We start from the raw sequence: 15,099 nt of genomic DNA on the forward strand, positions 1-15,099 counted from the left end.
TGGGTGGGGGGCGCGCGCCGGCGCCGTGCGGTGCCCTCGGCCCCCCCCCCCCCCCCCCCCCCCCGGGCGGCCCCCCCCGGGGGCCGGGGGGGGGGGGGCCCCCCCCCCCCCCCCCCCCCCCCGGCCCTACAGCAGCTTGCGCCGCTTCAGATAGGCGACCAGGTCGTCGTAGACGCCGCCCTCGTTGGCGAACATGGCCACGTTGCGGGCCGTCGACAGCCAGGGACGGGTCGACGGGCGGACCTCCGACAGCGCCCGCTCCAGGTCCCGCTGCTCGATCATCCGGACCACGCCGGCGCGTACCGAGTCGGCCATCGCGAACTCGGCCGCCGTCTCGCAGAGGTGGGCCAGATCGGCGCCGGAGTAGTCCTCCGTCGCGGCGACCAGCCGGCGCAGGTCGATGTTGGCGATCGGCCGCTCCCGCAGGTGGTACTCCAGGATCGCGGCCCGGGCCTCGGCGTCCGGCGGCAGCACCAGCACCACCCGGTCGAGCCGCCCCGGCCGGCGCAGCGCCGGGTCGACGTCCCAGGGGGTGTTCGTCGCGGCCAGCACGAAGACGCCCTCGTTGTCGCCCTCCATGCCGTCCAGCTCGGCCAGCAACTGGTTGCCCAGGGTCCGCATCGAACTCGACGAGACCTGCGAGCGCTTGTGCCCCAGCGCGTCGATCTCGTCCAGGAAGAGCACGCAGGGCGCGCTGCGCCGGGCCGCCTCGAAGAGCTCGTGCAGGTTCCGCTCCGAGTTGCCGATCCACATGTCCAGCACGTCCACGATCGACAGCGAGACGAACTTCGCCCCCATCTCGCCGGCCACCGCCCGGGCGAGGAAGGTCTTGCCGCAGCCGGGCGGGCCGTAGAGCATCAACCCGCCGCGCAGGCTCTTGCCGTACATCCGGCGCAGCTCCGGGTTGCGCAGCGGGCCCAGGAAGGCCAGCTCCAGGCGTTCCTTCACCGCCGCCATGCCGCCCACGTCGGCCAGCCGGACCGGCGGGGACTCCACGTCGTACACCCGGTCGTCGTCGCCCTGGACCGGCTCCCGCTCGTCGCCGGCCCGGGCGAAGCGCGGCGGCACCACGTCGGCCAGCTCCTGCTCGTACGCCGCCAGCGGGTCGTCGCCCGCCGGGACCGCGCGCTGCGCCAGCGGGGCCACCGGCTCGGCGGCGGGTACGCCGAGCGCCCGCTGCATGACCGCCTGCGCCTGGGCGTTGCCCGGGTCCCGGGCGAGCGCCTGGCCGGCCTGCGCGATCGCCTCCGCGCCCCGGCCGGCGTCGATGAGCAGCCCGGCCAGGTGCAGCCGCAGCGGCAGGTCGTCGGGGCGGGCGTCGAGGGCGGCCAGCAGGCTGTCGATGAGGGGATCGGCGCTCATAGGACGAGCAGCGTAGTGCCCGCCCGGCGCGGCCCGCTCACCCTCCGGCCCCGGATCCGCCGCCGCCTGCCGGCCTGGGCGCGTCCGGGATCCGTCGTCGCTACCCTGGGTGGGCGGACCGGAGCGGTGGTGCGCCCAGCCGGGTCGGGCCGGACCGATCCCCACCGCGTCGTTACTCACCGTATTCGCCCGGTTGACCGATTGCGCGTCGCGCCCGCCCGCTGCCGGGTATCGGCTGCCCTTGCTCGCCACGCACAGTAGGGTCAACCGGGTGAGCGCCACCGGCGAGCACGGCCAGCCGCAGTCGCGAACGATGAGGTGACCTTCAGTGACCACCCCAGGCAAGACCCGCGTGGCGATCGTCTTCGGCGGGCGCAGCCCCGAGCACGGCATCTCCTGCGTCAGCGCGGGCAGCGTGCTGGGTGCCCTCGACCCGGACGAGTTCGAGGTGGTGCCGGTCGGCATCACCCGACAGGGACAGTGGGTGCTGGCCAGCGCCGACCCGACGCAGCTCGCGATAACCGACCGGAAGCTGCCGGAGATCACCGCCGGCTCCGGCGCCGAACTGGTGCTGCGCGCCGACCCGGCGGTCGGTGGGCTGCTGGTGCTCGACCCGGCGCAGGGCCCCCGGGCGCTGGCCGACGTCGACGTCGTCTTCCCGGTGCTGCACGGCGCGTACGGCGAGGACGGCACCATCCAGGGGATGCTCGAGATGGCCGACATCCCGTACGTGGGGGCGAACGTCTTCGCCTCGGCCGCCGCCATGGACAAGGAGTTCACCAAGAAGCTCTGCGCCGCCGAGGGCATCCCGGTCGGCCCGTACGTGGTGCTGCGCAACGGGATGACCCTCACCGAGGAGGACAAGCAGCGGCTCGGCCTGCCCGTCTTCGTCAAGCCCTCCCGCGCCGGCTCCTCCTTCGGCATCACCAAGGTCGACGACTGGTCCCAGCTCGACGCGGCGGTGGCCACCGCCCGCGAGATCGACACCAAGGTGCTCGTCGAGGGCGCGGTCGTCGGCCGCGAGATCGAGTGCGGCGTGCTGGAGGGCGAGGCCGGCGGCGCGCCCGAGGCGTCGGTGCTGGCCGAGGTGCGGATGATCGGCGACCGCGACTGGTACGACTTCGAGGCCAAGTACCTCTTCGCCGACGAGGTCTGCGAGTACGACGTGCCGGCGAACCTGCCGGAGCGGGTCACCCGCCAGGTGCAGGAGTACGCCACCCGGGCCTTCACCGCGCTGGACTGCTCCGGCCTGGCCCGGGTCGACTTCTTCGTCACCCCGGAGCTGGACGTCTACCTCAACGAGATCAACACCATGCCGGGCTTCACCCCGACCTCGATGTTCCCGCGGATGTGGGCGGCGAGCGGGCTGGAGTACCCGAAGCTGGTGAACCGCCTGATCCGTACCGCCCTGCGCCGCGCCGGCCGCTGACCTCCGCCGCGGCCGCCCGCCGGCCGCGGACTCGCGCCGCGGCCGGCGGGCGGGCGGGCGTCAGGCCGTACAGCCGGCGGGCGCGGTCTTCGCGGACGGCACCGTGGCCACGATCACGTCGGAGATGGCCCCCACCCACTGCAAGGCCGGGCCGTACTCCTTCGGGACCCGGACCTGGACCGGGACCTCCCGGTCGACGGTGGTCAGCACGGTCCCGTCGGCCTGCTCGATCGGGTGCCAGCAGACCCGGTTGACCCCCCACACCTCGTCGGTGTTCGGGAAACAACCGGCGGGCAGGGCGCTACCGGCGGTGGGGGACGGGCAGGGCTTGAGCGGCGGGGTGCCGCCGCAGGCCACGGTCAGCGCCGGATCGCCGTACGCGACGTTCTGCTCGGCGCCGGCGGCGACCGGCCGCTGGCTCAGGTCCCGGACCGTCGGCGGAAGCTGGGACACCAGGGCACGGCAGACCGTCGCGGGCCGTTCGGCCAGGTCCGGTGCCGGCAGCTGGACCGGGGTGCTCGACTGCGAGCGGACGGCGCTCGGCGAGGCCGTCGGGGCGGCCGGCTCGTCCGGGGCGAGCTTGGCGAAGGTGAACCCGGCCACCGCCAGGGTGACCGGCACGGCGACCAGCGTGGCCCAGAGGGCGGCACGGCGGGTGGCGCGGTCGCGGCGCGGGGCCTCCTGCGTCGCGTCGCGGCGCGGCTCCTCCGGTGCCGGGGAGTCGTCGCGGGTGGGGGAGTTACCGATCTCGTCCACTTACAGGCGCACCACCGAACACGTGAGGGTGCGGGTGATGCCGGGCACCATCTGCACCTTGCTGACGATGAGTTTGCCGAGCTCGTCGACGGTGTTCGCCTCGGTGAGCACGACCACGTCGTACGGCCCGGTGACGGCGTCGACCCGCACCACGCCGGCAAGGTCCGCGATCAGTCCGGCCACGTCACGCGCCCGGCCGACCTCGGTTTGGATGAGGATGTACGCCTGTACCACGACTCGACCTCCGTCCGTCGCCGCCTGGGGCGGCCCGAAGGGTGAAACTACCGTACGGAACAGGCGTGATCCCTATCGGTCGCCGTCCGGACGCGGTGAGCGAGCACACGCCGAGTGGTGGTGGGGGTACTGCGGATCGTGCGAGCGCGACGAGAGGACGGCATGACAGTCGCGGGTGTCGGAGAGTTCGGGCTGATCGACCGGGTCACCGCCCGGCTGACGTACGGGGAGAGCTGCCTGCTCGGCCCCGGGGACGACGCCGCGGTGGTCGCCACCCCGGACGGGCGGGTGGCGGCCTCCACCGACGTGCTGGTCGAGGGGCGGCACTTCCGGCGGGACTGGTCCGGGGCCCGGGACGTTGGGCATCGGGCGGCCGCCGCCAACCTGGCCGACATCGCGGCCATGGGTGCCACCCCGACCGCGCTGCTGGTGGCGCTCTGCATGCCGGCCGAGCTGGACCCCGCCTGGGCGGAGGAACTGGCCGACGGGCTCGCCGCCGAGGCGGCCCTGGTCGGCGCGAGCGTGGTCGGCGGCGACATGTCCGCCAGCCCCACCCTGACCATCGCGGTGACCGCCCTGGGCGACCTGGGCGGCCGACCACCGGTGGTCCGCTCCGGAGCCCGCCCGGGCGACGTGGTGGCGCTGGCCGGACGGACCGGCTGGGCGGCGGCCGGCTTCACCGTGCTGTCCCGGGGGTTCCGGACGCCCCGGCTGCTCGTCGAGGCGTTCCGTCGCCCCGAGGTGCCCTACCCGGCCGGCCCGGAGGCCGCCCGCGCCGGCGCCACCGCCATGATCGACGTCTCGGACGGGCTGCTGGCCGACCTGGGACACGTCGCCACCGCCAGCGGGGTGGCGATCGACCTGACCCGGGACGCGTTCGAGGTGCCCCGGCAGATGCGGGACGCCGCCCAGGCGCTCGGCGTCGACCCGTACTCCTGGATCCTGGCCGGCGGCGACGACCACGCCCTGGCGGCGACGTTCCCGGCGACGGCGACGCTGCCGGCGGGCTGGCGGCCGATCGGGCGGGTGGCCGAGGGCGCCGGGGTGACCGTGGACGGGGCGGCCCACTCCGGACCGGGCGGCTGGGACCACTTCCGCCGGGCGGAGTGATCTGCGTCCGACCTGGGGCTGGCGGGCCCCGGGCCGGGCCGGACCCGGTCGTACCCTTCAGGCGTGAGTGAGATCGAGATCCGGGTGCGGCGCTTCGACGCCGCCGAGTCGCAGGCGTTGATCCGGGCGGCCCTGGCCGACCTGGGCCAGCGGTACGGCGGCAGCGGCGACGAGACGCCGGTCGACGCGGCGGAGTTCGAGCCCCCGGCGGGCACCTTCCTGGTGGCCTACCTCGACGGGCAGCCGGTGGGGTGCGGCGGCTGGCGCAGCCACGGCGACGACGGCGAGAACGCCGAACTGAAGCGGATGTACACCGCGCCGGCGGCCCGCGGCCGGGGCGTGGCGCGCTCGGTGCTGGCCGCGGTCGAGCGGTCGGCGCGGGAGCAGGGCCGCAAGCGGATCATCCTGGAGTGCGGCGACCGGCAGCCCGAGGCGATCGCCCTGTACACCGCGGCCGGCTACGAGCCGATCCCGAACTTCGGCTTCTACCGCAACGAACCCGGCTGCCTCTCGTTCGGCCGCGTCCTCTGAACCCCCGCGCCATGATCATGGGCTCCGCCCGCACGGCGTGAGATGGGGAGACGGCAGAAGCCGGCGGACCCAATGGGTCCGCCGGCATCCGACGAGTGTGGGTGGTGCTACCGCGTCAGGCGCGGGTGACCTTGCCGGCCTTGATGCACGAGGTGCAGACCTGCAACTTCTTGGTGTTGCCGCCACCAGCCGGGGTACGCACCGACTGGATGTTCGGGTTCCAGCGGCGGTTGGTCTTCTTCTTGGACCAGGGCACGTTGTGGCCGAAGCCCGGCCCCTTGCCACAGACGTCGCACACGCTAGCCACGGGATACTCCTGGGATTGATACGTTCATGAGGTCGCCGCCAGGCGCAGCCCGGGCAACCTCGTCAGGTTACCCGATGACCCGCCGGTCCGCCCAACCGGCCCGACCGGCCCGGCCGGCACGCTGATCCGACCCGGCGGCCGGACACGCCGGGCGACCCCGGCGGGTGTCGGTCCGCGCCAGTAGGCTTCCCGACGTGCTGGACACCCTCGACGCGGCCGCGGTGCGCCGGTGGTGCGCGAGCGGGCTGGCCGCCCTCCAGCGCCACCAGGGCGAGATCGACGATCTGAACGTCTACCCGGTCCCGGACGGCGACACGGGCACCAATCTGGTGCTCACTCTCACCTCCGCCCAGCAGGCCCTCGCCATGGACCTGGGCACCCTCCCCGAGGACGGGCACACCCCGCACGGACACGCGCTGCGGCTGATGGCCCGGGGCGCGCTGCTCGGCGCCCGCGGCAACTCCGGGGTGATTCTGTCGCAGATCCTGCGCGGCCTGGCCGACACGCTGGCCGCCGCGCCCGCGGTCCGCGGCCGTCAGCTCGCCGCCGCGCTGTCCGGCGCGGCGACCGCCGCGTACGCCGCGGTCGCCCAGCCGGTCGAGGGCACCCTGCTCAGCGTGGTGGCCGCCGCGGCGCGCGCCGCCGAACAGGCGGACAGCGACGACCTGCGCGCGGTGTGCCGGGCCGCGTCGGAGGCGGCGGCGACCGCGCTGGCGCGTACCCCTGAGCAGTTGCCGGCGCTGGCCCGCGCCGGCGTGGTGGACGCCGGCGGGCGGGGTCTCTGCCTGCTGCTGGACGCGCTGGTCGAGGTGGTGACCGGGGAGAGCCCCCGGCCGCCGGCCGTGCCGTCGCCGGCGGTCCGCCCGCTGGCCGCCGCCGTGCGCGAGACCGGCTCCCCGGAGTACGCCTACGAGGTGCAGTATCTGCTCGACGCCACGGACGCGGCGGTGGGCCGGCTCCGCGCCGAGCTGGACGCGCTCGGTGACTCCCTGGTGATCGTCGGGGACGGCGGCCCGGGCGGCGGCACCTGGAACGTGCACGTGCACGTCAACGACGTCGGCGCGGCGATCGAGGCGGGGGTGGTGGCCGGCCGGCCGCACCGGATCACCGTGACCCGTTTCGCCGACCAGCCGGCCCCGGCCGCCGCCCAGGCGGCATGGCGGCCCGACGGCCGGGCGGCCGTGGTGGTGGCCACCGGTGCCGGCATCGCCGAGCTCTTCGCCAGGGAGGGGGCCGTCGTGGTGCCGGCCAACCCGTCCACCGGTGAGCTGCTCGACGCGGTACGGGCCACCGGGGCGGCCCGGGTGGTGGTGCTGCCCAACGACCCGAACACCCAGTCGGTGGCGAGCGCGGCCGCGCGGGAGGCGCACGGGCTCGGGGTGAAGGTGAGCGTGGTGCCGACCCGCTCGCCCGTGCAGGCCCTGGCCGCGCTGGCCGTCCGCGACCCGCAGCGGCGCTTCGAGGACGACGTCATCGCCATGGCCGAGGCGGCCGGCGCCTGCCGGTACGCCGAGGTCTGCCACGCCAGCAAGGAGGCCCTCACCGTGGCCGGCCCGTGCCGGCCCGGCGACGTGCTGGCCCTGGTCGAGGGGGAGGTGCACCTGATCGGGCAGGATCTGCTGGACACCTGCACCGCGGTGGTCGACCGGATGCTCGGCGGCGGCGGTGAGCTGGTCACCCTGCTCTGCGGGGCGGACGCCCCGGCAGGGCTGGCCGACCGGGTGCGCGAGCACGTCGAACGCTCCTGGCCGTTCGTCGAGGTGCAGGCGTACGAGGGCGGCCAACCGCACTACCCGCTCCTGCTGGGGGTCGAATGACGAGCGAGCCGAGCACGGTGGACACGCCGCTGAAGAAACTGGTCGGGGAGCGTACCGCCAAGGCCCTGGCCAGCCACCTCGACCTGCACACCGCCGGCGACCTGATCTACCACTTCCCCCGCCGGTACGACGAGCGCGGCGAGCACACCGACATCCGCTCGCTGGACGTGGGGGAGCAGGTGACCGTGCTGGCCCAGGTGCAGCGCACCGCGGTGCGGCCGATGCGCCAGCGCCGGGGCAACCTGCTGGAGGTGACCGTCGGCGACGGCTCGGGCGGGGTGCTCACCCTCACCTTCTTCGGCAACCAGGCCTGGCGGGAGCGGGAGCTGCGCCCCGGCCGGTGGGGGCTGTTCGCCGGCAAGGTCACCGAGTTCCGGGGCAAGCGCCAGCTCAACGGCCCGGAGTACGTGCTGCTCGGCGAGGGCGGCGACGGCGAGGCGGCGGCCAACGAGGAGGTCGAGGAGTTCGCCGGCGCGCTGATCCCGGTCTACCCGGCCGCGGCGGCCGTGCCGACCTGGGTGATCGCCCGCTGTGTGCGGGTGGTGCTGGACACCTTCGCCCCGCCGGAGGATCCGCTGCCGGCGACCGTCCGGGCCACCCGCAACCTGGCCGACATCGGCACCGCGCTGCGCGAGATCCACCGGCCGTCCAGCAAGGAGGCGCTCTACCGGGCCCGGCGGCGGCTCAAGTGGGACGAGGCGTTCGCCGTGCAGCTCACCCTGGTGCAGCGCAAGCACCGGGCGGCGGCCTGGCCGGCGAAGGCCCGGCCGGCGCGGCCCGGTGGCCTGCTGGACGCGTTCGACGCCCGGCTGCCGTACGAGCTGACCTCGGGGCAGCAGGTCGTCGGCCGGGAGATCGCCGCGGACCTGGCCACCGCGCACCCGATGCACCGGCTGCTGCAGGGCGAGGTCGGCTCCGGCAAGACCCTGGTGGCGCTGCGGGCCATGCTCCAGGTGGTCGACGCCGGCGGGCAGGCGGCCCTGCTCGCCCCGACCGAGGTGCTCGCCGCCCAGCACCACCGGGGCATCGTCGAGCTGCTGGGCCCGCTGGCGCAGGCCGGCGAGCTGGGCGCCGCCGACGACGCCACCCGGGTGGAACTGGTCACCGGCTCGCTCGGTGCGGCGGCCCGGCGGCGGGCGCTCGCCGAGGTGGCCGAGGGGCGGGCCGGCATCGTGCTCGGCACCCACGCCCTGCTCTACGAGGGCGTCGACTTCCAGGACCTGGGCCTGGTGGTGGTCGACGAGCAGCACCGGTTCGGCGTCGAGCAGCGCGACGCGCTGCGCGCCAAGGCCGACCAGCCGCCGCACGTGCTGGTGATGACCGCGACGCCGATCCCGCGCACGGTCGCCATGACCGTCTACGGCGACCTGGAGACCTCCACGCTGTCCCAGCTTCCGCAGGGGCGTTCGCCGATCGCCTCGCACGTGGTGCCGGCGGCGGACAAGCCGGCCTTCCTGGACCGGGCCTGGCGCCGGCTGCGCGAGGAGGTCGGCAAGGGCCACCAGGCGTACGTGGTCTGCCCGCGGATCGGGGAAGGGCCGGTCTCCGACGAGGAGCCCCCGCGCGAGGACGACAACGGGCGGCGCCCGCCGCTGGCGGTGACCGAGGTGGCACCGCTGCTCGCCGAGGGGCCGCTGCACGGGCTGCGGATCGGGGTGCTGCACGGGCGGCTGCCGGCCGACGAGAAGGACGCGGTGATGCGCGCCTTCGCCGCCGGGGACCTGGACGTGCTGGTGGCCACCACGGTGGTCGAGGTGGGCGTCAACGTGCCCAACGCCACCATGATGATCGTGTTGGACGCCGACCGGTTCGGCGTATCCCAGCTGCACCAGCTGCGCGGCCGGGTGGGCCGGGGCTCCGCCGCCGGGCTCTGCCTGCTGGTCACCGAGGCGATGGAGGGCTCGTCCGCCCGGGAACGTCTCGACGCGGTGGCGTCCACCACGGACGGTTTCAAGCTGGCCGAGCTGGATCTGGAGCAGCGCCGGGAGGGTGACGTGCTGGGCGCCACCCAGTCGGGGCGCCGCTCCCACCTGCGGCTGCTGTCGCTGCTGCGGGACACCGAGCTGATCCGGGACGCCCGCGCCGAGGCGATCGCCCTGGTCGAGGAGGACCCGGAGTTGGAGCGGCACCCGGCGCTCGCCGCCTCGGTGGCCGCGCTGGTCGACGAGGAACGCGCGGAGTACCTGGAGAAGGGCTGACCGTCCGCCCGCGCCGGTTCGGCGAGGTGGCGGCGCCGGCTGGCGCACCCCGGTCCGGCGAGCCGGCGGTGTGGCCGAGCGGGGACCCCGCCGCGCTCTCGGCCTGGTGCGGCTGACCAACTCGCCGGCCCCCACCGGCGGCGACCAGCGCCTAGGCTCCGGCAGATGTCGACGTTTTCCCTCGATCGTGGCGTACTCCTGCTGGCCCGGGGCGACGAGCTGCTGGTGGACGAGGTCACCGGGGTGGCGGACGAGGCCACCGGTGCGCCCTGCGGCCGGGCCACCCGGTTCCAGATCGCCTCGATCAGCAAGCAGATGGCGGCCGTGGCGGTGCTGCTGCTCGCCGAGCGGGGCGTGCTGCGCCTGACCGATCCGGTGGTGCGGTGGCTGCCCGACCCGCCGCCGGCCTGGTCCGGCATCACGTTGCACCACCTGCTCACCCACAGCTCGGGTCTGGGCCACTGGCCGGAGTACCCGGCGGTGGACCTGGTCGAGCCGGCCGACCCGGACGCCCTGCTCGCCGCGTTCGCCGCCGTGCCGCCACTGTTCCGGCCCGGGGCGGGGTGGCACTACAGCAGCCCCGGCTACGTGCTGCTGGCCCGGGCCGTCGAGCGGGCCGCCGGCCGGTCGTACCCGGAGTTCCTCGCCGAGGAGGTCTTCGCGCCGTTGGGGATGGCGGGCAGCTTCGCCGGCCCGGGCGACGGGCGGCCGGACGTGGCGGTCGGGCACGAGCGTGGCCGGCCGGTGCCGTCGTGGGACCTGGCGACCGTGAGCATGGGCGCCGGTGACGTCTGGTGCACCGGCGCGGACCTGCTCACCTGGCTCGACGTGCCGCGTCGGGGCCGATTGCTCACCCCGGCCTCGGTGGCGGCGATGACCGCGCCGCAGGTGCCCACGGTTCGGGCCGGTGAGGCGTACGGCTACGGGTTCTTCGTCGGCTCGCTGGCCGGTCGACGGGCCGTCCACCACTCCGGGGACAACGGCGGCTACAAGGCGTTCGCCGCCTGGCTGCCCGACTCCGACCAACGGCTGGTGCTGCTGACCAACCAGGCCGAGGTGGACCCGGTCGCGGTCCTGTCGATGCTCGGCACCGACCCGGCCGCGTGATCCAGGCCGGTTCCGCGACAGGGTGATTCGTCGAGCGCGGGACCTGCCGGATGCGGCGCGGTGGCGGGACGGGGGACGCGGATCCCGCCACGTCCGGGTGCTGCAGCGGGTCACGAACGGCGAGGGCGCGCCGACCGGCTGGTCGACGCGCCCTCCGGCGATCCGGGGTGGATCAGGCGGTGAAGCGGACCCGACGACGGCGGGCGATCACGAACAGCACCGCACCGGCAGCGAGGAGCAGGACCGCTCCGCCCGCGATGGCACCGGCCTGCGGACCGGTGACCGGCAGGGTCGGGCCGTCGGTCTGGCCGCCGCCCCCACCCGGGGTGCAGTCCTTCGGCTTCTCCCAGGCGATCGGCTCGGAGTCGTCCAGGCCGTCGGCCGTCGGGGTCACCTTGAGGCCCTCGAAGGCCTTGAACTTCACGGTCTTGGTCTCACCCGGCTGCACGACCAGCTTCTGCGCCTCGCCCTTGTTCGGCGTGAAGGTGATCTCGACGGTCTTGCCGTCCTTCGGGTTCTCGATCTGGAAGACCAGCTCGTCGCAGGTGGACTGGTAGCTGCCGCTCGGCTCACCCGGCTCGACGCAGTCCTTCGCCTCGGCGGGCTTGTCGTTGAAGAGCGGCTGCTCCTGCCCGGCCTCGGTGACCTTGATCTTGCCGGCGTTCTTGGCCGGCACGGTGACCGTGGCGGACTTGCCCGGCGCGACCTCGGCGGTCTCGCGGAAACCGTCGGTGCCGGTGACGGTGAAGGCGGCGTCCTTGGTGGCCTCGGCCGCGTTGTCCAGCTTGACCGTCACCTCACCGGCGCAGTCGGAGGTCACGGTGGCGGTCGGGTTGGCCTGGGCCGGCGGCGGGGTGACCACCTTGTCGCAGCTCTCGCTGAACTTGATCGAGGCGCTCTTGGCGTCCCGCTCCCGGAAGGTGTTGTCCCACTCGGCCTGCACGGTGAGCGACGCCTCCGTGGCGGTGCCGGCGAGGCGGGCGGTGCCGACCAGGGCGTCCGACACCTTGTGCGGGTACTGCGGGTCGGCGCCGTCCGGGGTGGTCGCGATGCCGGCGACGGCGAGCGGTGCGGCTGCCTCGCCGGTCAGGGACGAGGCCTCCGCCTTGATGAGCCGGTAGGAGGACACGCCGGCGGGCGCGTAGGTGCGCACGGTCCACGTGGTGACCCACTCGCCGGCGGCAGTGTCACATTCGGCGGTGACCTTGATCTCGCTGTGGTGGGCGCTGGCCGGGCTGGCGGCGATGGCTACGCCGGCGAGGCCGATCAGCGCGCCGGCGGCGAGGGCCGCGGCGCGCCGGAGGTTCAGACGGTTCACGTCTACTCCTGATGAGGGGGATCGGAGGGTGCGGCAGGCGGATCGGAGACTCGCGCCCCGGCCGACACCGGGCAGACCCTAGCGAGGTTTGTACGTAATGCGTTACGTCGATGGGCGGTCCGACGAGGGTCTGTTATGAATCTGAGATCATTGATGTACCCTCGGTCACCGATCGATGCGTCCTGCGGTACCTACCGTGTCGCGTTCGCCGGTCTTGTCGTGGGTTAGCGTCTGGGCATGCGCAGGAGCACCCGGTGACCCGGATCGTGGCCGGCACGTACGGCGGGCGGCGGATCGCCGCGCCCCCCGGCGCGGGCACCCGGCCCACCTCGGACCGGGTCCGCGAGGCGCTGTTCAGTGCCGTGCAGGCCGAGTTGGACCTCGACGGGGCCCGCTTCGCCGATCTGTACGCCGGCTCCGGGGCGGTCGGGCTGGAGGCGCTGTCCCGGGGCGCTGCGCACGTGCTGCTGGTCGAGTCCGACGCCCGGGCGGCCCGGGTGATCCGGGAGAACATCGCGGCGCTGCGGGCCGCCCAGGCCGCCCGCCTGGTCACCGGCAAGGTGGCCACGGTGCTCGCCGCCGGCCCGGACGGCGACCCGTACGACGTGGTCTTCGCCGACCCGCCCTACGCCGTACCCGACGAGGAGATCAGCGGGCTGCTGGCCGCGCTGGTCGACGGCGGCTGGCTGGCGGCCGACGCGCTGGTGGTGGTGGAGCGGTCCAGCCGGACCGGGCCGGTCGAGTGGGTGCAGGGCGTCACTGGCGAGCGCAGTCGCCGTTACGGCGAAACCACCCTTTGGTACGGTCGCCGATCATGAGACGTGCGGTCTGCCCGGGCTCCTTCGACCCGGTCACCAACGGACACCTCGACATCATCGGTCGGGCCAGCCGGCTGTTCGACGAGGTGATCGTCGGCGTGCTGGTCAACCAGTCGAAGCAGGGGCTGTTCACCGTCGAGGAGCGGATCGACATGCTCCGCGAGGTGACCGGCTCGTACGACAACGTCCGGGTCGAGTCGTTCCGCGGCCTGCTGGTGGACTTCTGCCGGGCCCAGCAGGCGAGCGTCCTGATCAAGGGCCTGCGGGCGGTCAGCGACTTCGACTACGAGCTGCAGATGGCCCAGATGAACATCGGCCTGGCCGGCGTGGAGACGCTCTTCATGCCCACCAACCCGCTCTACTCCTTCCTCTCTTCCAGCCTGGTCAAGGACGTGGCCAAGTGGGGCGGCGACATCTCCGCGCACGTCCCGGACGTGGTCCGCGAGGAGCTGGTCGCCCGCCTGCGCCGCTGACCCGTCCCGGGCCGGAGGGCCGGGCGTGGGGGCGACGCGCCGGTCGGGGGTGCAGCCGGGCGCGGTGGAGCGGGCGCGACATGATGTGTGCAGCGCCGAAACCGGGCGCAGGCCGCATCATGTAGGTCGGCCGACGAATGACGGGAGTGAGGTACCGGTGGACCCGCTCGATCGCATCGACGAACTCATCGCCATGGTGGAGCAGGCCCGCTCCGTGCCGATGTCGCGCAACAACTGCATGGTCGACCGCGGCGAGATGATCGCCGCCCTCGACGAGCTGCGCGCGGAGCTTCCCGCCGACCTGCGCCGGGCCGCCGCGCTGCTCGAGGAGCGCGACAAGATCATGGAGGCCGGCAAGCGCGAGGCCGACCGGATCATCAGCGAGGGCGAGGCGGAACACGCCCGGCTGGTCTCGGTGAACGAGATCACGGTCTCCGCCGAGCACGAGGGCGCCCGGATCATCGCCGAGGCCCGCGCCGAGGCGCAGCGCCTCCGCGAGGAGGTGGACGACTACGTCGACACCGCGCTGGCCAACTTCGAGCAGTTCCTCACCCGGGCGCTCGCCTCGATAGAGCGGGGCCGGGACAAGATGCACGCGCTGCGCGAGATCGGCACCTTCGCCGGCGACGAGGCGGACCGCCCGCTGCCCTTCTGAGCCGGGCCAGCGACCGAGCTACCCTTGCCAGCGCGACGCGGGCCGGTGGCCGACAGCCGGCAGCCGACGGGCCAGGGGGCGACGCCCCGGTTCGACGGTCCGCCGGTCGTCCAGGTAACCTTCTTTGTCGGCCTCTCACCGGCCGGAGTCTGACTATGCCCAAACACTCGCCAAGCCCACTCAACCCCAGGTCGCCGCTGGTCCTCGACACGAGGGAACTGCCGCGCCGGCCTGGTGCGTTGCGTACGCACAAGCGGGTCGTGCCGGCGCCGGCGGACCTCGGCCTGGAGTTGATCAGCGTGCCGGAGGGCGCGGACCTCGACCTCGACCTGAGGATGGAGTCGGTGTCCGAGGGCGTGCTCGTCTCCGGGACCGTGACCGGTCCCGTCAAGGGCGAGTGCGGCCGCTGCCTGCGCGAGATCGACGACTCGGTGGCCGTGACGATCCAGGAGCTGTACGCGTACGAGAACAGCACCACGGACGACACGACCGACGAGGACGAGGTGGGCCGGATGCAGGGCGATCTGATCGACCTGGAGCCGGCGCTGCGGGACGCGGTGGTGCTCGCGCTGCCGACGAACCCGCTCTGCCGGGAGGACTGCCCAGGGTTGTGCCCCGAGTGTGGGGCGCACTGGGACGATCTGCCGGCCGACCACAGCCATCAGCAGATCGACCCGCGTTGGGCGGGCCTGTCGCAACTGACCCGTACAGAGGAGTAAGAACCGTGGCCGTCCCCAAGCGCAAGATGTCGCGCAGCAACACCCGCGCCCGCCGGGCGAACTGGAAGGCCACGGCGGTCGCGACCGTGGCCTGCCCGCAGTGCAAGTCGGCGAAGCTCCCGCACGCCGCCTGCTCGGTCTGCGGCACCTACAACGGCCGTCAGGTCCTCGAGGTCTGACGACGAGTGACGTCCCCGACCACTGGTCGGGTGGCGCGCGCACCATGGCTCTCGCCCGGTGTCCCGGCTCCCTCCACCGCCGGTCG

16 protein-coding genes are annotated in these 15,099 nt (G+C 74.1%); 11 read left to right on the forward strand and 5 right to left on the reverse strand.

From position 1 onward, the window contains the following. Nucleotides 1–126 precede the first annotated feature (126 nt). Entirely contained in the window at nt 127–1,362 is a 1,236-nt protein-coding gene (locus ACIBPB_RS19555; RefSeq protein WP_396840980.1) for an AAA family ATPase, read from the reverse strand. Nucleotides 1,363–1,690: 328 nt separating this feature from the next. Here ACIBPB_RS19555 and ACIBPB_RS19560 point away from each other — a divergent pair, with 328 nt between their 5' ends. Further along, the gene (locus ACIBPB_RS19560) at nt 1,691–2,791 is read left to right on the forward strand and encodes a D-alanine--D-alanine ligase family protein (RefSeq protein ID WP_396840981.1); all 1,101 of its coding nucleotides are present in this window, start codon (nt 1,691–1,693) and stop codon (nt 2,789–2,791) included. A 60-nt stretch (nt 2,792–2,851) separates the two neighbouring features. Here the strand turns inward: ACIBPB_RS19560 and ACIBPB_RS19565 are convergent, their stop codons facing one another. Then, nucleotides 2,852–3,547 carry a DUF3515 family protein gene (locus ACIBPB_RS19565; RefSeq protein WP_396840982.1) on the reverse strand — a complete coding sequence of 232 codons (696 nt, stop codon included), beginning with the start codon at nt 3,545–3,547 and terminating at the stop codon, nt 2,852–2,854. Further along, entirely contained in the window at nt 3,548–3,781 is a 234-nt protein-coding gene (locus tag ACIBPB_RS19570) for an Lrp/AsnC ligand binding domain-containing protein (protein ID WP_013284547.1), read from the reverse strand. A gap of 162 nt (nt 3,782–3,943) precedes the next feature. On the opposite strand from ACIBPB_RS19570, the gene ACIBPB_RS19575 reads away from it, so the two are divergent. Further along, the gene (locus ACIBPB_RS19575) at nt 3,944–4,891 is read left to right on the forward strand and encodes a thiamine-phosphate kinase (RefSeq protein WP_396840983.1); all 948 of its coding nucleotides are present in this window, start codon (nt 3,944–3,946) and stop codon (nt 4,889–4,891) included. A gap of 63 nt (nt 4,892–4,954) precedes the next feature. Next, nucleotides 4,955–5,422 (forward strand): GNAT family N-acetyltransferase, encoded by a 468-nt coding sequence (locus ACIBPB_RS19580; protein WP_396840984.1) that lies wholly within the window; start codon nt 4,955–4,957, stop codon nt 5,420–5,422. 115 nt (nt 5,423–5,537) lie between these two features. On the opposite strand, the gene rpmB is transcribed toward ACIBPB_RS19580, so the two are convergent. After that, on the reverse strand, nt 5,538–5,729 hold the full coding sequence (gene rpmB / locus ACIBPB_RS19585; protein ID WP_091671657.1) for a 50S ribosomal protein L28: 192 nt from the start codon (nt 5,727–5,729) through the stop codon (nt 5,538–5,540). Nucleotides 5,730–5,923: 194 nt separating this feature from the next. Here rpmB and ACIBPB_RS19590 point away from each other — a divergent pair, with 194 nt between their 5' ends. The 3 genes from ACIBPB_RS19590 (at nt 5,924) to ACIBPB_RS19600 (ending at nt 10,851) form a co-directional block, all read left to right on the forward strand. Beyond that, nucleotides 5,924–7,546 carry a DAK2 domain-containing protein gene (locus tag ACIBPB_RS19590; RefSeq protein WP_396840985.1) on the forward strand — a complete coding sequence of 541 codons (1,623 nt, stop codon included), beginning with the start codon at nt 5,924–5,926 and terminating at the stop codon, nt 7,544–7,546. Then, on the forward strand, nt 7,543–9,744 hold the full coding sequence (gene recG, locus ACIBPB_RS19595) for an ATP-dependent DNA helicase RecG (RefSeq protein ID WP_396840986.1): 2,202 nt from the start codon (nt 7,543–7,545) through the stop codon (nt 9,742–9,744). The genes ACIBPB_RS19590 and recG overlap by 4 nt, the downstream gene beginning before the upstream one ends. Before the next feature lie 165 nt (nt 9,745–9,909). Continuing rightward, a complete protein-coding gene (locus ACIBPB_RS19600; protein WP_396840987.1) occupies nt 9,910–10,851 on the forward strand; it encodes a serine hydrolase domain-containing protein in 942 nt (313 codons plus the stop codon). Nucleotides 10,852–11,023: 172 nt separating this feature from the next. Here ACIBPB_RS19600 and ACIBPB_RS19605 read toward each other — a convergent pair whose 3' ends face one another. Continuing rightward, nucleotides 11,024–12,169, reverse strand: a complete 1,146-nt coding sequence (locus ACIBPB_RS19605; protein WP_396840988.1) for a cell wall anchor protein — start codon at nt 12,167–12,169, stop codon at nt 11,024–11,026. Nucleotides 12,170–12,423: 254 nt separating this feature from the next. Between ACIBPB_RS19605 and rsmD the strand changes: the two genes are divergently transcribed. The 5 genes from rsmD to rpmF all read left to right on the forward strand — a co-directional run bounded on the left by rsmD (nt 12,424) and on the right by rpmF (nt 15,013). Beyond that, complete coding sequence (rsmD, locus tag ACIBPB_RS19610; protein ID WP_396840989.1) at nt 12,424–12,987, forward strand: 16S rRNA (guanine(966)-N(2))-methyltransferase RsmD; 564 nt, start codon at nt 12,424–12,426, stop codon at nt 12,985–12,987. Then, on the forward strand, nt 12,984–13,460 hold the full coding sequence (gene coaD / locus ACIBPB_RS19615) for a pantetheine-phosphate adenylyltransferase (RefSeq protein ID WP_357326256.1): 477 nt from the start codon (nt 12,984–12,986) through the stop codon (nt 13,458–13,460). The genes rsmD and coaD overlap by 4 nt, the downstream gene beginning before the upstream one ends. Before the next feature lie 157 nt (nt 13,461–13,617). Beyond that, nucleotides 13,618–14,115: a hypothetical protein gene (locus ACIBPB_RS19620; protein ID WP_018786307.1), complete on the forward strand. Its 498-nt coding sequence runs from the start codon at nt 13,618–13,620 to the stop codon at nt 14,113–14,115. 155 nt (nt 14,116–14,270) lie between these two features. Beyond that, nucleotides 14,271–14,834 carry a YceD family protein gene (locus ACIBPB_RS19625; protein WP_396840990.1) on the forward strand — a complete coding sequence of 188 codons (564 nt, stop codon included), beginning with the start codon at nt 14,271–14,273 and terminating at the stop codon, nt 14,832–14,834. 5 nt (nt 14,835–14,839) lie between these two features. Further along, a complete protein-coding gene (gene rpmF, locus ACIBPB_RS19630; protein WP_046569543.1) occupies nt 14,840–15,013 on the forward strand; it encodes a 50S ribosomal protein L32 in 174 nt (57 codons plus the stop codon). Nucleotides 15,014–15,099 lie beyond the last annotated feature (86 nt).

It is taken from the genome of Micromonospora sp. NPDC049836 (assembly GCF_044465125.1).
In the GTDB taxonomy this organism is placed as follows: domain Bacteria; phylum Actinomycetota; class Actinomycetes; order Mycobacteriales; family Micromonosporaceae; genus Micromonospora.